At 67.4% G+C, this 20,357-nt stretch carries 20 protein-coding genes and 1 riboswitch; of the genes, 9 read left to right on the top strand and 11 right to left on the bottom strand.

What is annotated here, in order from left to right:
- Positions 1-129: 129 nt before the first annotated feature.
- Genes lpxK through ACUXVX_RS01065 form a run of 3 tightly spaced genes read right to left on the bottom strand, consistent with a single transcriptional unit; the run spans position 130 to position 2,574 of the window.
- Positions 130-1,095 (bottom strand): tetraacyldisaccharide 4'-kinase, encoded by a 966-nt coding sequence (gene lpxK / locus ACUXVX_RS01075; RefSeq protein ID WP_446309993.1) that lies wholly within the window; start codon positions 1,093-1,095, stop codon positions 130-132.
- Positions 1,095-2,306, bottom strand: a complete 1,212-nt coding sequence (locus tag ACUXVX_RS01070) for a hypothetical protein (protein WP_446309992.1) — start codon at positions 2,304-2,306, stop codon at positions 1,095-1,097. Before ACUXVX_RS01070 ends, lpxK begins: the two co-directional genes overlap by 1 nt.
- 25 nt (positions 2,307-2,331) lie before the next feature.
- Positions 2,332-2,574: a DUF4170 domain-containing protein gene (locus ACUXVX_RS01065; RefSeq protein WP_140012616.1), complete on the bottom strand. Its 243-nt coding sequence runs from the start codon at positions 2,572-2,574 to the stop codon at positions 2,332-2,334.
- A 292-nt stretch (positions 2,575-2,866) separates the two neighbouring features.
- On the opposite strand from ACUXVX_RS01065, the gene ACUXVX_RS01060 reads away from it, so the two are divergent.
- Both ACUXVX_RS01060 and ACUXVX_RS01055 read left to right on the top strand, forming a co-directional pair.
- A complete protein-coding gene (locus ACUXVX_RS01060) occupies positions 2,867-3,487 on the top strand; it encodes an FMN-binding negative transcriptional regulator (RefSeq protein ID WP_446309991.1) in 621 nt (206 codons plus the stop codon).
- A gap of 110 nt (positions 3,488-3,597) precedes the next feature.
- Positions 3,598-4,212, top strand: a complete 615-nt coding sequence (locus ACUXVX_RS01055) for a glutathione S-transferase (protein ID WP_446309990.1) — start codon at positions 3,598-3,600, stop codon at positions 4,210-4,212.
- Positions 4,213-4,261: 49 nt separating this feature from the next.
- Here the strand turns inward: ACUXVX_RS01055 and ACUXVX_RS01050 are convergent, their stop codons facing one another.
- Positions 4,262-4,942 (bottom strand): outer membrane protein, encoded by a 681-nt coding sequence (locus ACUXVX_RS01050; RefSeq protein ID WP_222471462.1) that lies wholly within the window; start codon positions 4,940-4,942, stop codon positions 4,262-4,264.
- A 285-nt stretch (positions 4,943-5,227) separates the two neighbouring features.
- Here ACUXVX_RS01050 and petA point away from each other — a divergent pair, with 285 nt between their 5' ends.
- From petA to ACUXVX_RS01035, 3 genes are read left to right on the top strand one after another with little or no spacing between them, the layout of a single operon-like run.
- Complete coding sequence (petA, locus tag ACUXVX_RS01045) at positions 5,228-5,788, top strand: ubiquinol-cytochrome c reductase iron-sulfur subunit (protein ID WP_222471463.1); 561 nt, start codon at positions 5,228-5,230, stop codon at positions 5,786-5,788.
- A gap of 14 nt (positions 5,789-5,802) precedes the next feature.
- Positions 5,803-7,131 (top strand): cytochrome b, encoded by a 1,329-nt coding sequence (petB, locus tag ACUXVX_RS01040; RefSeq protein WP_222496262.1) that lies wholly within the window; start codon positions 5,803-5,805, stop codon positions 7,129-7,131.
- An 18-nt stretch (positions 7,132-7,149) separates the two neighbouring features.
- Complete coding sequence (locus ACUXVX_RS01035; RefSeq protein ID WP_222471465.1) at positions 7,150-7,980, top strand: cytochrome c1; 831 nt, start codon at positions 7,150-7,152, stop codon at positions 7,978-7,980.
- 127 nt (positions 7,981-8,107) lie between these two features.
- Here the strand turns inward: ACUXVX_RS01035 and ACUXVX_RS01030 are convergent, their stop codons facing one another.
- Genes ACUXVX_RS01030 through ACUXVX_RS01020 form a run of 3 tightly spaced genes read right to left on the bottom strand, consistent with a single transcriptional unit; the run spans position 8,108 to position 11,284 of the window.
- Positions 8,108-8,800 (bottom strand): thiamine ABC transporter ATP-binding protein, encoded by a 693-nt coding sequence (locus ACUXVX_RS01030; protein WP_446309989.1) that lies wholly within the window; start codon positions 8,798-8,800, stop codon positions 8,108-8,110.
- Positions 8,787-10,334 (bottom strand): thiamine/thiamine pyrophosphate ABC transporter permease ThiP, encoded by a 1,548-nt coding sequence (locus tag ACUXVX_RS01025; protein ID WP_446309988.1) that lies wholly within the window; start codon positions 10,332-10,334, stop codon positions 8,787-8,789. The genes ACUXVX_RS01030 and ACUXVX_RS01025 overlap by 14 nt, the downstream gene beginning before the upstream one ends.
- The gene (locus ACUXVX_RS01020; protein ID WP_446309987.1) at positions 10,310-11,284 is read right to left on the bottom strand and encodes a thiamine ABC transporter substrate-binding protein; all 975 of its coding nucleotides are present in this window, start codon (positions 11,282-11,284) and stop codon (positions 10,310-10,312) included. The genes ACUXVX_RS01025 and ACUXVX_RS01020 overlap by 25 nt, the downstream gene beginning before the upstream one ends.
- 37 nt (positions 11,285-11,321) lie before the next feature.
- Positions 11,322-11,433: riboswitch (TPP riboswitch) on the bottom strand.
- Between the two features lie 119 nt (positions 11,434-11,552).
- Here ACUXVX_RS01020 and ACUXVX_RS01015 point away from each other — a divergent pair.
- The 3 genes from ACUXVX_RS01015 (at position 11,553) to ACUXVX_RS01005 (ending at position 14,483) form a co-directional block, all read left to right on the top strand.
- Positions 11,553-12,311 (top strand): hypothetical protein, encoded by a 759-nt coding sequence (locus ACUXVX_RS01015; RefSeq protein ID WP_446309986.1) that lies wholly within the window; start codon positions 11,553-11,555, stop codon positions 12,309-12,311.
- Between the two features lie 379 nt (positions 12,312-12,690).
- The gene (aroC, locus tag ACUXVX_RS01010) at positions 12,691-13,794 is read left to right on the top strand and encodes a chorismate synthase (RefSeq protein ID WP_446309985.1); all 1,104 of its coding nucleotides are present in this window, start codon (positions 12,691-12,693) and stop codon (positions 13,792-13,794) included.
- An 89-nt stretch (positions 13,795-13,883) separates the two neighbouring features.
- Positions 13,884-14,483, top strand: a complete 600-nt coding sequence (locus tag ACUXVX_RS01005) for a glutathione S-transferase family protein (RefSeq protein ID WP_446309984.1) — start codon at positions 13,884-13,886, stop codon at positions 14,481-14,483.
- 1 nt (position 14,484) lies between these two features.
- On the opposite strand, the gene ACUXVX_RS01000 is transcribed toward ACUXVX_RS01005, so the two are convergent.
- The 4 genes from ACUXVX_RS01000 to ACUXVX_RS00985 all read right to left on the bottom strand — a co-directional run bounded on the left by ACUXVX_RS01000 (position 14,485) and on the right by ACUXVX_RS00985 (position 19,251).
- A complete protein-coding gene (locus tag ACUXVX_RS01000; RefSeq protein WP_446309983.1) occupies positions 14,485-15,366 on the bottom strand; it encodes a DMT family transporter in 882 nt (293 codons plus the stop codon).
- Positions 15,367-15,546: 180 nt separating this feature from the next.
- Positions 15,547-15,837 carry an HU family DNA-binding protein gene (locus ACUXVX_RS00995; RefSeq protein ID WP_222471473.1) on the bottom strand — a complete coding sequence of 97 codons (291 nt, stop codon included), beginning with the start codon at positions 15,835-15,837 and terminating at the stop codon, positions 15,547-15,549.
- A 130-nt stretch (positions 15,838-15,967) separates the two neighbouring features.
- On the bottom strand, positions 15,968-17,452 hold the full coding sequence (locus ACUXVX_RS00990; protein WP_446309982.1) for an AMP nucleosidase: 1,485 nt from the start codon (positions 17,450-17,452) through the stop codon (positions 15,968-15,970).
- Positions 17,449-19,251: an adenine deaminase gene (locus tag ACUXVX_RS00985; protein WP_446309981.1), complete on the bottom strand. Its 1,803-nt coding sequence runs from the start codon at positions 19,249-19,251 to the stop codon at positions 17,449-17,451. Before ACUXVX_RS00985 ends, ACUXVX_RS00990 begins: the two co-directional genes overlap by 4 nt.
- Before the next feature lie 61 nt (positions 19,252-19,312).
- On the opposite strand from ACUXVX_RS00985, the gene ACUXVX_RS00980 reads away from it, so the two are divergent.
- Positions 19,313-20,311, top strand: coding sequence for a DNA topoisomerase IB (locus tag ACUXVX_RS00980; protein ID WP_446309980.1), 999 nt, complete (start codon positions 19,313-19,315; stop codon positions 20,309-20,311).
- The last annotated feature ends 46 nt before the right edge of the window (positions 20,312-20,357 follow it).

The raw sequence follows: 20,357 nt of genomic DNA, 5'->3' as shown, positions 1-20,357 counted from the left end.
CGGGGCATGCACATCCGATGCACAAGTGATGCACATCCCATGCATACGCACGTTGGGTTTTGCGAATTAACTAATACAACGCACGGTGGTCGGGGTGTCGCCTACGCGGGAGTCGAGACGAGTCCCGGCCTAGGGCAGGGCAGCGTCGAGGGCGGACCAGTCGGAGAGTTCGAGGCGCACGGGAAGGGTGAGCACCTTCTGGCGGAAATCGGGCGGCAGGCGCACGGCGTCCTTCTCGGTGGTCACAAGCTGGGCGCCGAGGGCTTTGGCCTCCAGCTCCAGCCGAGCCATGAGGGCGGGGGTGAGCGGCTGGTGATCGTCCAGCGCTTCGCCGCGCAGCACGTTGGCGCCGAGGCCGCGCAGGGTGGCGAAGAACTTCTCGGGGTGGCCGATCCCGGCGAAGGCGAGCGTGGGCAGGCCCTCCCAATCCATCCCGGTTTGCAATGGCTCGAGGTGGCCAGTGAGGTGCGGCACGGTGATGGCATGGCCCCAGTCGGCGGCGAACTTCTGCTGCGCGGGGTCCGGCCCGATGGAGAGCAGCAGGTCGGCCCGGGCCAGCCCGGCGGCGACCGGCTCGCGCAGCGGCCCGGCGGGCAGGCAGCGGCCGTTGCCGAAGCCGCGATGGGCATCGACCACCACCAGCGAGAAGTCCTTGTGGACCGAAGGGTTCTGAAAGCCGTCATCGAGGATCACCGCCCGCGCGCCCGCGGCCTCGGCGGCGCGGACTCCGGCGGCGCGGTCCTTGGCGACCCATGTGGGCGCGAAGGCGGCGGTGAGCAGCGGCTCATCTCCGACCTCAGCGGCGGTATGGCTGCGCTCGTTCACCTGCACCGGGCCTGCGAGGCTGCCCCCATGCCCGCGCGAGACGATGTGGACGCCTTCGATGCGCTGGGCGAGCGCGATGGTGGTGGGAGTCTTGCCGGTGCCGCCCGCGTTGATGTTGCCAATGCAGATCACCGGCACCGAGGCGCGCATGCCGGGGCGGGCGAGGCGGCGGGCGGTGGCGCGGGCGTAGAGCCAGCCGAGCGGGGCGAGGGCGCGGGCCTGCCACGCCGGGGCCTCTGGCGGGGTGTACCAGTAGAGCGGTGCGCGCATCAGATCGCGCCCCCGGTTTCGAGCTGGGTGCCGAGGTGGGTGGCGAGCCGCGAGATGACGGCGGCGCCTTCGGAGATTTCCGTCCATGCGGCGGCGGCTAGTTCGGCGGCGCGGTCGGGCGAGAGCAGCTCGGAGACGGCGGCGGGCAGCGCGGCGCCATCGGCCAGAGCGCGGGCGGCGCCGGCGCCTGCGAGCCGCGCCAGCGTTGCCGCCTCCGCCTCGCCGTGGGGGCCGAAGGTGATGGCCGACCCGAGCGCGGCGGCGGGGGCGGCGGGTTGCACAGGGGTGCCGGTGGTCAGCGTGCCACCGAGGTAGCAGAGCGGCGCGAGGCGGAACCAGAGGCCATCTTCCTCGGGGGAGAGCCGGTCGGTGAGGTAGATCTCGGTGCTGTCGGCGGGCTCCTCGCCCTCGGCCCGGCTGGCGGTGCTGAAGCCCTGCGCGGCGAGGCGCTCGGCGAGGGCGGCGTCCTCGGGGCAATCTTCCCCCGGCATCAGCAGCAGCAGGGCGCGGTGGGCGATGGCCAGTGCGGCGCGGTGGGCGGCGAGCACATGGGGCAACTCATCGGCGGCGGGGCGGGCGGCGAGCCAGACCGGGCGGGCGGCGAGGCGCTCGGCCAGCTCGGCCCGGTCACTCTCGATGCAGGGCGGCGGCGCGGGCGGGGCGAAGAGCGGGCCGGTGACACGGATGCGCGAGGGACCGATGCCGGTGGCGCGGGCGGCCCCGGCGACGCTGGTGCTGCCGACCCAGATCTCGGCCACGAGCCGGAGCGCGGCGCGGGTGGCGCGGTCTGCCCCGGCGAGTCGGTCGTCTCCCGCTGCGATCAGCGTGGTCGGGCAGGCGGTGCCGAGGGTGGTGAGCAGGGGCGCATTGTCGGGCGGGCCGACCCAAAGCCCGGCATCGGGCCGCCATGCCGCGAGAAAGGCGCGGGCCGCGGTGCGCCCGGCCACGGGCGGCGCGCGAAACAGCAGCACGCCATCGCTCTCATCGTGGATTGCCGCGCGCTCGCCCAACCCGGTGACCAGCAGTGTGATCGGGTGGCTCTCGGCCATGTCGCGGGCGAGTTCGATGAGGGTCTCCACCTCGCAGCCGCCCGCCACGTGGCACCACACCAGCCGCCCCGGCGGGCGCTGCCCGTCAGGGCTCGGTGCAGGCGCAGTGCGGCTGCGGCCGGTCAGACCGGCGAAGGCCCGGGAGAGCGGCGAGGGGCTCATGGCAGGCCGGGCGCGGAAGGGGCGGTCAGCCCAGTTCCTCGGTCGGAGAGGCCTCGGCCTCCTCGTCGCGGAGGCGGTGGATATGGGCGATGTAGTAGCGCATGTGGGCGTTATCCACGGTGCGCTGGGCAGCGGCCTTCCAGGCGTCGAAGGCGGAGGCGTAATCGGGGAACATGCCGACGATGTCGATGGCGTCGACATCCTTGAAGGCACTTTTGGACGGGTCGATCAGCTCGCCGCCGAAGACGAGGTGAAGGCGCTGGGTCATCAGGGTCTCCCGTGGTTGGGGTGGGTTGCGGGCAGGGTAGAGGATTATGCCGGGGGGTTGAAGAAGGGTTGAGGCGGGGGCGTGTGGCGCGGGCGGTGCGTGCAGTTTGAATCACCTTGTTCATTTTCTTGCTGCAAATACTCCCACCGGAGGCCCTGAATCTCTTTTGGCCAGACGTTTGCCGTTTGGCGCGTTGGGTGGGGAGGCCGGAAGGAGGCCGCGCGGGACGCCCTTCCACCCGGCGCAGAAGCGCTTAGGGTGGGGGCCGAACCTTTGCCGCCCGGATCTGCCGATGCATCCCAACCCGATCTACCGTGACGCGCCCACCGCGCAGAGCCTCGAGTTTGCCGCCGAGCGCGGTTTCGGCACGCTCAGTGCCAATGGAGAGACCCTGCCGCTAACCGCGCATGTGCCCTTCGTGCTCGATGCCGAGAGCGGGGTGGCGCTGTTGCACCTGATGCGCTCCAACCCGCTGGCACGGGCCGGCACCGCGCCCTTGCCTGCGCGGCTCTCGGTGATGGGGCCGGACAGTTATATCTCGCCGGACTGGTACGAGATGGACCATCAGGTGCCCACGTGGAACTACGTGGCGGTGCAGCTCGACGGCACGCTTCATCCGATGCCGGATAGCGAGCTGCGGGCGGTGCTCGACGCGCTTTCGGAGCATTTCGAGGAGCGGCTGTTGCCCAAGCCGCCGTGGACGGCGGACAAGATGCCGGCCGACGCGCTGGCCCGGCTGATGCGGATGATCGTGCCGTTCCGCTTTGCCGTCGAGAAGGTGGAGAGCACGTGGAAGCTGGCGCAGAACAAGCCGGCGGAGCACAGGATGGCGGCGGCGCGGCAGGTGAAGGGCTATGGCATCGGGCAGGAGGTGGCGCTGCTGGCGGCGCTGATGATGGGCGCGGAGGACTGAGCCTGCGCGGCGATCCGTGGCCGGAAGCGGGCCGCCCATAAGGTTAACTTGCCAGTGGCGCAAACTTCGGCCAACGTGAATATCTCACAAACACAGCCGGTTGCCCCACCATGCCCTATATTCTCCATCACAGTCCCTCCTCGCCCTTTGTCCGCATGGTCATGGTGGTGGCCCATGAAGTCGGGCTGGCTGATGAGATCGATTGCGTCGAGGCCGTGGGCACCCCGCTGGAGCCGGGCACCATGCCGGTGGCGCAGAATCCGCTCGGCAAGATCCCCACGCTGGAACGGCCTGATGGCCCGGCGATGTTCGACAGCCGGGTGATTTGCCGGTTTCTCGACACCCAGGGCAGCGGCACGCTCTATCCGGAGAGCCGGATCTGGGAGGTGCTGACGCTGGAGGCGCTGGCGCATGGCTTTACCGAGGCGATTCTGGCGATGACCTACGAGGGCCGGTTGCGGCCTGAGGCGATGCAGAGTGCCGAGATTGTGGAGGCGCAATGGGGCAAGGCGCAGAGGGCGGCGACCCATGCCAATGCGCGCTGGATGAGCCACCTGTCCGGCCCGCTCGACGTGGCACAGATCGCGCTGGCCTGTGGCCTTGGCTATGCCGATTTCCGCCATCCGCACCGCGACTGGCGCGCGGGCAACGAGGCCTTGGCCGAGTGGTACGCCCGATTTTGCGAGCGCCCCTCGATGCAGGCGACCCGGCCGCCCGAGGCGTAACCGGCGCTCAGCCTGCCGGGCGGGCGGGTGCAGACACCCGCCGCTTTCATCAGAACTTGTAGCTCACGCCAATGTTGATGGCGTTGGTGAGGATGTTCGATTCCCACTCGCCGCCACCTGCGAGGTCACCCTTGTTGGACGAATAGGTGCCCTGATACTCGCCGAACACCGACCATGTGTCGTTGATCGCGTAGGAGGCACCGGCCAGCCAGCGCGCGGCGGGGCCGGTGAACTGGTATTCGAAGGTCTTGGAGCCGCCGGTGGGGGTGATGTCCACGTGCGGCACGGCGATGCCGAGGCCCGCGCCCACGTAGGGCGTGACCTTGCCCGAGGCCCACTGGCCGGGCCAGCGGTAGAGCACGTTGGCGGTGATGATGTTCAGCCCGTCGGTCAGCTCGAGCCGGTCAAAGCCGTTGTCGGCAAGGGTTTCGTCGGAGGCATAGACCTTGGTGTGGGTGAATTCGGCGCCGAACCCGAGGTTGGCGTTGCGCCACCAGGTGGCGCGAATCCCGTAGTAGGGCGGCATCTCGAAGCTCCGGCCCTCCCATTCGGACAGGAAGGAGAAGTCGGCGGTGCCGTCATTGCCCTCGACCCGGCTGTGCGGCGCGGTCTGGTAACCGGTGTAAACGCTCAGCTCCATCTCGGCCTGTGCCGGAAGAGTGACGGCCAGCGTGCTGGCGAGGGAAAGGGCGAGGGCCGCGGCGATGCGGGGCAGGGCGGAAATGCGCATGAGGGCTGTGCTCCGGGGGTCTTCAGGTGCGTTCTCCCTCACCTAGCACGCCGCTGGCGGATTTACAGCCAGCGGCCCCCGCGCCGCTGCAGAACCGGCCTGCCTGTGCCATTTTTCCGGCAGTTCCGCGATTTTTGCGTCACTTGGCCGCAACTGCGCGGGAATGTCCGCTGGACTGGCGCGGATGGGCCAGCTAATAACCGCGCGAAATGGCTGGGGTTCACGCCCTTGTCATGCCGCGTCATGGCCCGCCACGCGCCGGGCCGGTGAGAAGGAGAACAACCCGTGTCGGACACTCACGAGCCCGAAGGTACACGCCGGGATTTCATCTATTATGCAACCGCAGCGGCGGGCACCGTCGTTGCTGGCGGTGCAGCATGGGGTCTCATCAACCAGATGAACCCCTCTGCCGACGTGCGGGCGCTCAGCTCGATTCGCGTCGATGTTTCGGGTGTCGAGACCGGCACCCAGCTGACCGTGAAATGGCTCGGCAAGCCGGTGTTCATCCGCCGCCGCACCGCCGAAGAGATCGAAGAGGCGCGCGCTGTCGAGGTCAGCCAGCTGGTCGACCCCGAGGACCGCAACGCCAACAAGCCCGGCCTGCCCGCGACCGATGAGAACCGCTCGCTGGACGAGAACGGCGAGTGGCTGGTGATGATGGGGGTCTGCACCCACCTCGGCTGCGTGCCGCTCGGTGATGGTGCTGGCGAGTTCGGCGGTTGGTTCTGCCCCTGCCACGGCTCGCACTACGACACCTCGGGCCGTATCCGCAAAGGTCCGGCGCCTGAGAACCTTCCGGTGCCTGTCGCCGAGTTCGTCGACGAAACCACCATTCAGCTCGGCTAAGGGAGAAAACGCGCATGTCCGGTATCCCGCACGACCATTACGAGCCCAAGACGGGCATCGAGAAATGGCTTCACTCGCGCCTCCCCATCGTTGGGCTGGCCTATGACACCCTGATGATCCCCACCCCCAAGAACCTGAACTGGTGGTGGATCTGGGGCATCGTCCTGACCTTCTGCCTCGTGCTGATGATCGCCACCGGCGTTGTGCTGGTGATGCATTACACCCCGCACGTGGATTACGCCTTTGCCTCCATCGAGCACATCATGCGCGATGTGAACGGCGGCTACTTCATCCGCTACACCCACATGAACGGCGCTTCGCTGTTCTTCTTCGCGGTTTACATCCACATCTTCCGCGGCCTGTTCTACGGCTCCTACAAGGCGCCCCGCGAAGTGACCTGGATCGTCGGCATGCTGATCTACCTCGCGATGATGGGCACCGCCTTCATGGGCTACGTTCTGCCTTGGGGTCAGATGTCTTTCTGGGGTGCCACGGTGATCACCGGCCTGTTCGGCGCGATCCCCTTCATCGGCCCCGACATCCAGACCTGGCTGCTCGGCGGACCGGCCGTGGACAACGCCACGCTGAACCGCTTCTTCTCGCTGCACTACCTGCTTCCGATGGTCATCGCGGCGTTGGTGGCGGTTCACATCTGGGCTTTCCACACCACCGGCAACAACAACCCGACGGGTGTTGCCGTGCGGACCGCGACCAAGGAAGAGGCCGAGAAAGATACCCTGCCCTTCTGGCCCTACTTTGTGATCAAGGACCTGTTCGCGCTGGCGGTGATCCTCGCGGTGTTCTTCGCGGTGGTGGCCTTCATGCCCAACTACCTCGGCCACCCCGACAACTACATCGAGGCCAACCCGCTCTCGACGCCTGCGCACATCGTGCCTGAGTGGTACTTCCTGCCGTTCTACGCGATCCTGCGGGCCTTCACCTCCGACGTCTGGGTGGTGATGTTCGCCGAGTGGATCAGCTTCGGCATCATCGACGCCAAGTTCTTCGGTGTGCTGGCGATGTTCGGCGCGATCGCGGTGATGGCGCTGGCGCCCTGGCTCGACACCTCCTCGGTGCGCTCCGGCCGCTACCGCCCGATGTTCAAGTGGTGGTTCCTGCTGCTGGTCATCGACTTCGTGGTGCTGATGTGGCTTGGCGCCATGCCGGCGGAAGAGCCCTACTCGAGCTTCTCGCTCGTCGCCTCGGCCTACTGGTTCGCCTACTTCCTGGTGATCCTGCCGCTGCTCGGCGTCATCGAGAAACCGTTGCCGCGCCCGGCGACGATCGAAGACGACTTCAACGCCCACTACGGCAAGGCCAAATCGGCCACGCCCGCCGAATAAGAGGACGGAGAGAGAGACATGATCCGCAAACTCGCACTCACCGCCCTCCTCGCGCTGGCAACGCCGGCGACCTCCGCCCTCGCGGCGGGGGCCGAGGGCCACGTCGAAGACTTCGCCTTCTCCTTCGAGGGCCCCTTCGGCAAGTATGACCAGAACCAGCTGCAGCGCGGCCTGAAGATCTACACCGAGATCTGCTCGGCCTGTCACGGGCTGAAATACGTCTCCTTCCGGTCGATGGCCGAAGAGGGCGGGCTGGGCTACTCCGAGGATCAGGTGCGCGCCTACGCCTCGCAGGTCGCGATCCTCGATGAGGACGCCAACCGGGATTACTACGATGCCGAGACGGGCGAGTTCCGCACGCCCACCCCGGCAGACAACTTCCCGGCCGTGACCACTGCCAACGCGCCCGACCTCAGCCTCATGGCCAAGGCGCGCGCCGGCTTCCACGGGCCTTACGGCACCGGCATCAACCAGTTCTTCAAGGGCATGGGCGGCGCCGAATACATCGCCTCGCTCCTGACCGGCTACACCGGCGAGGAGAAGACCGAGTATGGCGCGACGCTCTACGAGAACACCGCCTTCCCCGGTGGCTGGATCTCGATGGCCCCGCCGCTCGCCGGCGAGGACGTGGACTTTGACGATGGTCACAGCAACGACCTGCACCACGAATCCGAGGATATCGCCGCCTTCCTGATGTGGGCCGCCGAACCGAAGATGATGCAGCGCAAGGAGACGGGCTTCCTGATCGTAGGCTTCCTGATCTTCCTCTCGGTGCTGCTCTACCTGACCAACAAGCGCCTGTGGGCGCCGCACAAGGCAAAGGCCAAGGCGCTCAACGCCAAGGACTGAGCCTTAACGGCAGACTGACAAAAAGGCGCGGACCGCAGGGTTCGCGCCTTCGTCGTTCCGGGGGTTGCTCATCCGCCCTTCGAGGCGTCTTCGCATTGGCGAGGAATGGCCAGGGGCCAATGACGAGCTACCCTAGATAGGCGCGTAGGGCCTCAGGCGGATCATCCAGCAGCGGGCCGGTCTCGACCGGCGGGGCGGCCTGCCCATCGGCGACCACCACGGTCTGCCCGGCGAAGGCGCGGGCATCGGCGGGGTCGTGGGTGACCATCAGCACCGTGGCTCCGGATTCGCCCGCGATCTCCTCTACCAGCGCCAGCATCTCTCGCTTCAGCGCAGGCCCCAGCGCGGCGAAGGGCTCATCGAGCAGCAGCACCGGGCGGGCGCGAAGGAGCACACGGGCGAGCGCCACGCGGCTGCGCTGGCCGCCGCTCAGCTCACGCGGCAGCCGATTGCCCATGCCGCCCAGCCCGACCCGCTCCAGCGCCGCCTCGACGCGCCGCAGCTCCTCGGCAGAGAGCCGCAGGTCGGGCCGCAGGCCGAGGCCGGTGTTGCGGGCCACGCTGAGGTGGCCGAAGAGGTTCTCTTCTTGAAACAGCACGCTGACGGGCCGCGCGCCGGGGGGCAGGGCGCTGATCTCGGCCCCGTCCCAGAGTACCCGACCCGCCGCAGGCTCCACGAAGCCCGCGATCCCCATCAGCAGGGTCGATTTGCCCGCGCCGGAGGGGCCGATCACCGCAGCGCGGGCGCCGGGGGGCAAGGCCCAATCGGCGGTGAGTGTGAAACTGCCCTGCGTGAGCCGCAGCCCTTCAAGCACCAGCATTTGCGCGCCCTCCCCGGTCGAATCCCCAGAACAGGCCCAGCGAAAGAGCCAGAAGCAGAAGCGCCGCGCCTGCCGCCTGATCGATCCGGTAGGAGGCCATCAGGCGGTAGAGTTGCAGCGGCAGCGTGGCGGTGTCGCCATCGGCGAAGAGCGCGATTACCCCGAGATCGCCCATCGAGAGCGCGGCGGCGAGGCCGAGGGCAAAGCCGATCGGGCGGCGCAGCGAGGGGAGAGTGACGAGCCGCATCCGCGCCCAGCCACTCATGCCGAGGCTGTCGGCCAGCCGCCCGGAGCCTGCCCGCATCTCCCGCGCGGCGGGCACCAGCGCGGCGAGGGCGAAGGGCAGGGCCAGAACCGCGTTGACGAGGGCCGTGACCGCCAGCGCGATCTCATCGGGGCGGACCCAGCGGTAGCTGAGGATGAAGAGGCCGGTGCCGATCACCAGCGGCGAGGCCGCGATGGGCAGTACGCCGACAAGCTGCACCCAGAGCCCGCGCCGGGCGGCGAGTGCCATTGGCAGGGCGAGGGCGAGGCAGAGCGCGGCGGAGGCGAGCGCGACGAGCAGGGAGCGCAACGCGGCCCACCAGACGGCGGCGGGCATCTCGGCAAGGCCGGTCATGCCGCGCAGGCCCACGGCAAGCAGCGGCGCGAGCAGGAAGAGGGCGGCCAGCGCGATCACCGTGGCATCCTGCAGGCGAAGCCAGCCGCCGCCATCCCACCGGCGCACCACGCCGCCCAGCCCGCCGGCAAAGACAGCAGGCCGCGCGAGGCCCCAGGCCAGCGCGGCGGCAACGCCTGCGAGGGCGAACTGCACGAGCCCGAGCACCGAAGCAGCGCCAAGGTCATAGTCGAAGCGGAAGGCCTGGTAGATCGCAAGCTCGACGGTGGTGGCCCCCGGCCCGCCGCCCAAAGCAAGCGCCACGGCAAAGCTGGTGAGGCAGAGGGCGAAGATCAGCAACCACGCGCCGGGCAGCACGCTGCGTAGCATGGGCCACTCCAGCGCCCGCTGCACTGCGCCTGCCTCCATGCCGAGCGAGGCGGCGAGGCGGAATCGTTCCGCCGGGATCGAGAGCCAGCCTTGCAGCACGAGGCGCACCGCCAGCGGGAGGTTGAAGAAGACATGGGCCAGAATCACCCCCTGCGGCCCGTAGGGGCTGACTTCTGGCAGGCCGAGCGCCCGGAGCGCCACGTTGACTACGCCGGACCGCCCGAAGACGGCGACGAGGCCCAGCACGGCAACGATGGTGGGCAGGATGAAGGGCGCGCCCATGAGGGTGATCACAGCCCCCCGGCCGCGAAAGTGCCGCCGGGCGAGGGCGCGGGCCACCGGGACGGCGAGAATCACACTGAGGCTGGCCGAGACCACGGCCTGCCAGAGCGTGAACCAGAGCGCATCGCGCGCCGCAGGGCCAACCCCGGCAAAACCCTCGGCCCGCCATGCCACGGCGGCGAGCGTGCCCAGCGTGACCGCCAGCACGAGCGCCGCCGCGAGCGCGGCGAGGCTGCGGGTTATTGGCTGAGACCCTGCCGCCACGTTTCGATGGCCTCATCGCGCATGGCCTCTGCCGTCTCGGCATCGACGTAGAGCGCCTTGTCCGGCACCGGGAGGGTGCGGAAGGTTTCAGGCAGTTTCTCGGCCTCCAGCTTGGCCGGGAAGCTCCAGTTGCCCTCGGGGATCGCCGTCTGGAAACCGTCGCTCAGGATGAAATCCATGAAGCGCTGCGCAAGGTCGGGCTGGTCGGTGCCGGCGAGCTGCGCGGCCAGTTCGACGTAGAGGTAGTTGCCCTCTTCGAAGAGCGCCGCCTTCTTGCTCTCATCGCCCTCGGCCATGATGTGATAGGCGGGCGAGGTGGTGTAGCTCAGCACCATGTCGGCCTCGCCCTCGGTGAACATGCCGTAGGCCTCGCTCCAGCCCTTGGTGACGGTGAGAATCTTTGGCGCCAGCCGGGCCCAGGCCTCGCCCGCCTTGTCGCCGTAAAGCTCCTCGACCCACATCACCAGCGCCAGCCCGGCGGCAGAGGCGCGCGGGTCCTGGATGACGATGCGGGTGTCATCGGGCATGGCCAGCAGCGCCTCGAAGCTGGTGGGCGGGGTCTCGGTGCGCTGGTCGTAGATGAAGGCGAGGTGGCTCCAGTCGAACGGCAGGAAGGTGTCATCCTCCCACGAAACGGGCATGGTCAGGGTCGAAACATCCTGCCCGTGGGCGGCGAAGAGGCCGGAGGCGGCGGCGCGGGCCATTTCATCCTGGCTCAGGCCGATGGCGACATCGGCCTCGCTACGGGCACCTTCGAGCAGGATGCGCGGCAGCACGTCGCCGGTGACAAACTCAAGCTCGCAGCCGCACTCGGCCTCGAAGGCGGTTTTGATTGCGGGGCCGGGGCCCCACTCGCTCGCGAAGTAGTCAGGGGCATAGACCGTCAGGGTTTCCGCCGTCGCCATGTGAGCGACAAGGGCAAATCCCGCGGCGATGAGGGGGGTCTTCATGGGTATCCTCCATTGCATGCGGGCGGAGCGGGCAATCGAGGAGACTCGAAACCTTCCCTCCGCCGGTTCTAGCCGGTTCAGGTTCGACGGGTTCGCTGGCGCGTGGCCGGCATCTCAGCCCCACTGCTGGGGCACCCCGAGGTGAGGCGCAGCATAGAGTGGTGCGGTGCAATGGCAAGGAGGTCACAGATGCTGCGCTGCGGCACGCTCGGGCCTTCCCTTTTGATGCGCGCGGCCTAGCATTTGTGACTGTTCAATGGAGACCGACATGATCCGCCCAATCGCCCTCGCACTGGCCTTTCTTTTGCCTCTGCCCGCCGCAGCGCAGCAGGCCACTGGCTTTGAGTCCTTCGGCCTGACGCTCGAGGGCGGCGGACACCCGGCGGGGGATTACCTTGGCCTGACCGGCGAGGCCCGCGCGACCTACGGGCTGGGCTGGGGCGAGCTGGCGGTGGATCTGTCACTCTCCACCACCGAGGCCGGGTCTGAGAGCCTGACAGCCGCAGGGGTGCTGGTGCATGCCTCGGCGCGGCCCGCAAGTTGGGTGGCGCTCGGCCCCTATCTCTGGCTCGGCAGCCAGAGTGAGGGCGGCGGGGCCTATGCGCTGGGGGTCGAGGCCGCCGTGCAGACCGCCTCCGGCTGGGGCGGTGAGCTGTGGTTTGGCGAGACTTGGGGCGGCGTGCTGGGCGATGACGGTTATGCCACCAACAAGGGCCTGCGAGTGGGGTACACCGGGCAGGGGCCGGTATCGGCCTATGGAGCCTTCCTGAAGGACACCGCCAACCTCGCCTCGGGAGATCAGGATTTCTACCGCCTCGCCCTCGGTGTCGACACATGGCTGGAGATGCCCGGCTCGGGGCGGGAGATCCAGCTCTCTGTCGCTGCCGGGCAGCATCATTTCGATCTGCTGGACGAGCGCGAAAATTGGGTGGCGGTGGGCATCACCATTCCGCTCGACGGGCGGCGTGCCGCGGGGCCGGAGTTCTCCTCGCGCCGCGGGGTGCTTTACAACCTTCCGTTGCCGTGAGGAAAATCACTCGCTTTTATAGGGTGTTATCCGAAGTTAACCCAGCGTAACCCATCTGCAACATTCCCGCCGCCACGTGTAGATTGGCGCAAAATGCGAAACGGTTCGCGCCGGGTTGTGATATGTTCTCTGACATAACGAAGGCGCTCCAAGCGCCTCGCAACGACCAGTGTGGTTACGATGCCCCGATGGTTACCGGGGGTTCGTTGCCGAACTGAATCGGCAGGAGCTCGGGCCCCCCAATATGCCACCGGGGGCCTCTGAAAGAGCTGGGCGGTGGCATTGTCATCATTGATTGTCCCGGGCTCCTGCCGGTTTGTTTCTCCTTGGCACCGCGCCGCGCCTTGGGTAACTCCTTGCTGCCAAAGGAGCCCTGCCCATGAGCCTCAACACATTCGGCCACCTCTTCCGCGTCACCACTTGGGGTGAGAGCCACGGGCCTGCCCTTGGCTGCACCGTCGATGGCTGCCCGCCGGGCGTGCCGGTGACGGCGGAGCAGCTGCAGGTCTGGCTCGACAAGCGCAAGCCGGGGCAGAACAAATACACCACCCAGCGGCGGGAGCCGGATCAGGTGGAGATCCTTTCGGGTGTGTTCGAGGGCGTAACCACCGGGACGCCTGTGCAGCTGATGATCCGCAACACCGACCAGCGCTCGAAGGACTATGGCGACATTGCCGAGAAATTCCGGCCCGGCCATGCCGACATCACCTATTGGCAGAAATACGGGATCAGGGACTATCGCGGCGGCGGGCGTTCCTCAGCGCGGGAAACCGCGGCACGGGTGGCGGCGGGCGGGCTGGCCCGGAATGCGCTGGCGAAGCTGGCGCCCTCGCTTTCGATCAAGGGGTTCATGGTGAGCATGGGCGACCGCGCCGCCGACCCGGCCCGCTACGACATGGCGCAGATCGACCAAAACCCGTTTTGGACCCCCGATGCGCAGGCGGCTGAGGAGTGGGCCGGATACCTTGATGAGTTGCGCAAGAGCGGCAACTCGGTGGGCGCGGTGATCGAGGTTGTGGCCTCGGGCGCGCCTGCAGGGCTTGGTGCGCCGGTCTATGGCAAGCTCGACACCGACCTTGCCGCCGCGATGATGAGCATCAACGCGGTGAAGGGCGTGGAGATTGGTGACGGTTTTGCCGCTGCTCGCCTTACTGGCGAGGCCAACGCCGACGAGATCAGCATGAGCCAGGGTGGGCCTGTCTATAGCTCGAACCACGCGGGGGGCATCCTCGGCGGTATCTCGACCGGGCAGGACATTGTGGTGCGGTTTGCGGTGAAGCCGACCAGCTCGATCCTGAAGCCGCGGCGGACGATCAACAAGGCGGGCGAGGAGACCGAGATCATCACCAAGGGCCGGCATGACCCCTGCGTGGGTATCCGCGCGGTGCCGGTGGGTGAGGCGATGATGGCCTGCGTGCTGCTCGATCACATCCTGCTGCACCGCGGGCAGGTGGGCGAAGGATTGCCCGGCAAGATCGGCTGACGGCCTCCTGTCGCCGATCCTGCCAGCGCTCCTGACACAACCCTGTCAGGGGGGCTCTGCTAGGGAGGCGGCAGACACAGGAGACAGTCATGATCAGATTCTACCATTCAGCACATTCGCGCAGCGGCACCGTTGCCATGGCCATCGAAGAAATGGGCCTTTCCGCAGAAATAGAGACGAAAATCGTCTCTGTTGCGCGGCAGGATGGCTCCGGCGGGCCGGACGCCGCCAACCCCCACCCCGAAAAGAAAGTGCCCGCACTGGAGGTGGACGGAACACTGATGACGGAACGTGCCGCGATCCTCGCGCTGCTCTCCGAGCTCTTCCCCGATGCGCCCACGGCAGTGCCGCCCGGCCACCCCGAGCGCGGGCCGTTTCTGATGTGGCTGGCCTATTACGCCGGGGTCGTGGAGCCGCTGATCATGGGGATGGTCTGCGAGGTGGCCGACAATCCGATTTGGGTGACGACCTATCGCGACATGGGGGCCATGACCGCGCGGATGGAAGCGGCGCTGGAGGGGCAGGACTACCTGCTTGAAAGCGGCTTTTCGGCGGCCGACTTGATCATGGCCTCGCCCTACCAGTGGAACCGGGACTGGCTGCCCAAGGTGCCGGTGATCGAGACGTGGTTCGACCGGGTCAACGCCCGCCCGGCGGTGCAGGCCGTGGTGGCGCGCGAGACCGCCTAGATTAGCCTTCGGCCTTCTTGGCGACCTTGGCGAGCTGCACGAGCAGGATGCCCACGGCGATGATGGCGACGCCTGCAATGTCGAGCGGGCCGATGCGCTCATCGAGGAAGATCCAGGCGACCAGCACGCCAAAGAACGGGTTCAAAAAGTGGAACGTGGCGGCCTTCACCGCCCCGATCCGCCCCACCAGCAGGAACCAGATCCAAGTGGCCAGCAGGCCGGGGACGAAGACGGTGTAAAGGAAGGCCAGCAGCAGCGAGGTGCTTGGGGTGTATTCCCACGTCTCGAAGAGAGCGGAGGGCAGGATCAGGCAGGCCCCACCGATGAGCATCTGGTAGCCGACGACGACCATGAGGTTGCCGCCGCCGCCGGAGGCGCCGCGCAGGGCCAGCGTGGCCACCGCCAGCGCAAGGGCCGCCACCACGCAGAGCGCCACGCCGGGCAGGCTGACGCCCGCCTCAAGCCGCGCGCCCATGATCAGCAGCACCCCGCCGAAGCCGAGCACGAGGCCGAGGACGCCGATGCGCGGCAGGCGGTCGCCCAGAGCGACCCAGCCGATCAGGCCCACCAGCAGCGGCATGGAGGAGGCGATGATCGCCGCCAGCCCGGCCTCGACCCATTGCATGGCGATGAAGTTCAGGCCGAGATAGAGTGCATTCTGGCATACGCCAAAGATGATCGTGGCCCGCCACTGCCCGCGCGTGAGGTTGAAGCTTTGCCCCAGCGCCCGCGCGATCAGCAGCGCGATGCAGCCTGCCAAAAAGAACCGGATCGAGCTGACCGCCAACGGCGGGGCGGCGGTGACGATGATCCGCGCCGAGGTAAAGGCCGACGACCAGATGAAGGCAAAGGTCAGCCCCATGAAGATTGCGCGGATATCCATATTCAGCCCCCTGTCGTCGCCCAACCGCCCTACGCCTCCCGCGCGGGAGGGTCCAGCCGATTTGTATGACGGGAGCAAGCATGTTGGCAGATGCCGCGCTGCCGAGAGCGCGGATCGCCAAAGTAAAAGGCCGCCCGGATGGGGCGGCCTCGAAAGCCTTGGCAGCTTTTAGCGGTCGGCTCAGCCGTTCACGCTGTCTTTCAGAGCCTTGGCGATGGTCATCTTCACCACCTTGTCGGCCTCTTTCTTGATCTGCTCGCCGGTGGCAGGGTTGCGCACCATGCGCTCGGGGCGCTCACGGCAGTAGATCTTGCCCACACCGGGGAGGGTCACGGCGCCGCCGCCGGAAACTTCTTTGGTGATGATCGCAGTGATCGCTTCGAGCGCGGCACCGGCGGACTTCTTGTCGCTGTCCAGCTCTTCGGCGATGGCGGCGACCAGTTGAGTCTTGGTCATCGGTTTGGTTGCCATGTACTTGTCTCCTCGTAAGTGACCCAAGTCTGGGTCTTATGTTTGGCAAATCTACGCCATCTTGCGGCGTCCCACAACGTTTAGTGGCCCTTCGCCCAGTAAATCAAGGCGTTTTCTGCGATTTTCGGGATCAGAGGAAGGCAGTTTCGTCAAAACTGCGCAATTTCCGGCTGTGCAGCCGCTCCAGCGGCATTGTCCGCAGGTGTTCCATCGCTCGTATCCCGATCAGAAGATGGTTTGCAACCTGTGATTTATAGAACTCCGAGGCCATCCCGGGCAGTTTCAGCTCGCCATGCAGCGGCTTGTCGCTCACGCAGAGCAGCGTGCCGTAAGGCACCCGGAAGCGGAAGCCGTTGGCGGCGATGGTCGCGCTCTCCATGTCGAGCGCCACGGCGCGGGACTGGCTGAGCCGCTGCACCGGGCCGGACTGGTCGCGCAGCTCCCAGTTGCGGTTGTCGATGGTGGCGACGGTGCCTGTGCGCATGATGCGCTTGAGCTCGAAGCCCTCGAGCTGGGTCACATCGGCCACCCCCTTCTCGAGTGCGATCTGGATCTCAGCCAGCGGCGGGATCGGCACCCAGACCGGCAGGTCATCATCCAGCACGTGATCTTCGCGCAGGTAGGCGTGGGCGAGCACGAAATCGCCAAGGCTCTGGCTGTTCCGCAGGCCCGCGCAATGGCCCACCATCAGCCAGGCGTGGGGCCGGAGCACGGCGATATGGTCGGTGGCCGTCTTGGCGTTGGAGGGGCCGACGCCGATGTTGACGAGGGTGATTCCCGCGCCGTTCTCGGCCTTCAGGTGATAGGTCGGCATCTGCGGCATCTTCGCCGGCGTCAGGATCTCGGCCTCGGGATCGGTGATCTCGACGTTGCCGGTGCTGACGAAGCTGGTGTAGCCGCTCTTGGGATCGGCCAGGACGTGCCGGGCGTAGGCCTCGAACTCCTCGACGTAGAACTGGTAGTTGGTGAAGAGTACGTGGTTCTGGAAGTGGTCCGCCGCGGTGGCGGTGTAATGGCTGAGCCGGGCGAGCGAATAATCGATCCGCTGGGCGCTGAAGGGCGCGAGCGGGTGGCTGCCATCTTCATGGACGTAACCAAAATCATCCACGATCGCGTCGTTCGTGGTGGAGAGGTCCGGCACATCGAACACGTCGCGCAGCGGGTAGCTGAGCGCCCCGTCCTGCGGGACGGAAACCTTGGCATCGTTGGCCACGGCAAAATGCACCGGGACCGGCGTGGCGGAGGGGCCGATCAGGACCGGCTGGTTGTGATTGTGGATCAGCAGGCCGATCTGCTGCTTGAGGTAGGACCGGAACAGATCGGGCCGCGTGACGGTGGTGCTGTAGGTGCCCGGCCCGGCGACATGGCCGAAGGCAAGGCGGCTGTCGGTCTTGGCGTGGCTCGTGGTGGTGAGGCGGATCTCGGGGTAGTAGGCGCGGTAGCGCACGGTCGGCGCATCGCCGGTGACCGCCTCGCTGAAGTGCTTGGCCAGAAAGCGGGTGCTGTCGTGATACAGCTCCTCCAGCCGCTCCACCGCCTTGGCCGGATCGTCAAACAGCTCGGCGCGCTGGCCCTCTGGCGTGACGACCGGGGTGATTTGCTCGTTCGCGTTCATCCTGCCCCCTCCTCGAACAGCTCGGTCAGCTCGAACTTGGTGACATCGACAAGCCCGAGATCCGAAATCCTGAGTTCGGGTATCACGACCAGCGCGAGGAGAGAATGCTGCATGTAGGCATTGTTCAACGTGCAGCCGCAGGCCTCCATCGCGCTCACCATCTGCGCGGCCTTTTCGGCGACCTCGCTGGCGGGGCTGTCGCTCATCAGCCCGGCGATGGGCAGCTCGACCAGCGCCAGCTCGGCGCCGTCCTTCCAGACGGTCACGCCGCCGCCCACCTCGCCCAGCCGGTTGGCGGCCTCGGCCATCATCTCGCGGTCGGTGCCGACGACGATCATGTGGTGGCTGTCATGGGCGACGGTGGAGGCCATCGCCATGCGGCCCTCGTAGCCGAAGCCCTTAACGAAGCCGTTGGTCACGCCCCCGGTGCCGCGATGCCGCTCGACCAGCGCGATCTGGCAGGTGCCCTCCGTGCCCTCGGCCACGCCGTCGACCACCGGCAGATCCTCCACCAGCGCCTTGGTCGGTGCCTGGTTCTCGACCACCCCGATGACCCGGGCGCGGACGGAATTGGCCCCCTCCGGAGCCTCGATGATGAAGTCGGGCGCCGTGAGGGACTTGCCGAGATGCACCGTGTTGCGGGCCTTCTCGGGCCAGTCGAGATGCGGAAAATCGACACTGACCTTGCCGGATTCAGCCACCAACACGCCTTTCGCCCAGACCTTCTCGATCGGCAGGGTCTCGAGGTCGGAGGTCAGGATCACATCCGCCCGCCGCCCCGGCGCGATGGAGCCCAACTCCCGTTCAAGTCCAAAGTGGGTGGCGGTGTTCACCGTGGCCATCTGGAGCGCGATCAGCGGGTCGCAGCCGCAGTCGATGGCATGGCGGACCACGCGATTCATGTGGCCATCGTTCACCAGTGTGCCGGAGTGGCAATCATCGGTGCAGAGGATGAAGTTACGGGGGTCGAGGCCCTTTTCGGTGACCGCGGTGATCTGGCTCTCCACGTCATACCAGGCGGAGCCGAGGCGCATCATCGAGCGCATCCCCTGCCGCACCCGCATCACCGCATCCGCCTCGCCGGTGCCTTCATGGTCATCCGCCGGGCCGCCGGCGACATAGGCGTGAAAGGCTGGGCCAAGATCGGGCGAGGCATAGTGACCGCCCACCGTTTTGCCGGCCCGCTGGGTAGCGGCGATCTCGGCCAGCATCTTCGGGTCTCCGGCGCTGACACCGGGAAAGTTCATCATCTCGCCCAGCCCGATGATGCCCGGCCAATCCATCGCCTCGGCCACATCCTCGGGGCTGATCTCGAAGCCGGTCGTCTCGAGCCCCGGCGCGGAGGGGGCGCAGCTGGGCATCTGGGTAAAGATCGAAACTGGCTGCAACAGAGCCTCATCGTGCATCAGCCGCACGCCCTCCAGCCCCAGCACATTGGCGATCTCGTGCGGGTCGGTGAACATGACGGTCGTTCCGTGGGGCGTGACCGCGCGGGCGAACTCGGCCGGGGTCAACATGCCGCTCTCGATGTGCATATGCCCGTCGCAGAGGCCGGGGATCAGGTAGCGCCCTTCGGCCTCGACCACCTCGGTTTCCTCGCCGATGCAATGGGAGGCATCTGGCCCGACATAGGCAAACCGCCCCGCCTTCACCGCCACCTGCCAACCGTCCAGAACCTCGCGGCTCTGCACGTTCACCAGCTTGCCGCCACGGATCACCAGATCCGCCGCCTCGCGCCCTGCGGCCACGGCCACCAGCTCCGGTGCCGCCTCCGCCCATGTTTTGAAATCAGCCGTCATGGCGCAATTGTCCATGCGCCGCCCGGCTGCGCAACCCCCGGCGGAACCGCCGTGGCGGCAGATGCGTTTTCTGGCCATGAACGCCGCGCCCGCCTCCCTCGTGTACTACCCTGACAGCCGCCCCGGCATCGCCCGGCGCCGCTGCGGCCGCGGCTTCACCTACACCGCGCCAGATGGCACCACGATCGACGACCGCACGGAGCGCGCGCGGCTCAAGGCGCTGGCAGTGCCGCCCGCCTATGAGGATGTATGGATTTCGCCCAAGCAGAACGGCCACCTGCAGGCCACCGGGGTCGACGCGCGGGCTCGCAAGCAATACCGCTACCACCCGGATTGGACGGCCTTTCGCGCCGCCACCAAATACTCCGAGCTGCCCGCCTTCGGGGAGGCCCTGCCCGCGATCCGCCGCCGGGTGGCCCGCGACCTGAACCTCGATGCGGGCGAGGAGGCCTTCGCCCTCGCCGCTGTCATCGCGATGATCGACAGGCTCTCGCTGCGGGTCGGAAACAGTGACTATGCCAGCGAAAACGGCACCTATGGCGCCACCACGCTCCGCTCTCGCCACCTGCGCCTGAAGGACGGTGACCTACACCTGGGCTACACCTCCAAGGGCGGCAAGAAGGTGCGGCGGAAGATCGGCAACAAGCGGATGCAGCAGACCCTGCAGAAGCTCGACGATCTGCCCGGCGCCGAGCTGGTGACATGGGTGGATGAAGAGGGCGAGGCGCGCACCGTCAGCTCCTCTCGAGTGAACGCCTGGCTGGCGGACCTCACCGGCACACCGGGCATCACCGCCAAGACCTTCCGCACGTGGTCCGGCTCGGTGGCGGCGCTCGAAGCGGCGAGTTCGGCTGAAACAGTCACGATCAAGGCCATGTCGGAGGCCGCGGCGCAGCGGCTCGGCAACACCGCCACAATCGCCCGCAACAGCTACATTCACCCCGCCGTCATCGACCTTGCCGAAGATCCCTCCGCCCTGCCCGAGACCGCGCCCGACCGCGCCGGCCTGCGCCTGCCCGAGCGGCGGCTGCTGAAGCTCATCGCGCGGTGGAAACCCTAGGCGAAGGCCCGCTCTGCGCCGCAGCAGGGCCTTGACCCGCCAGCCC

This window comes from Vannielia sp. SX4 (genome assembly GCF_052828525.1).
The sequence above is the reverse complement of the archived record's forward strand: the minus strand, read 5'-3'. Positions and strand labels throughout refer to the sequence as shown.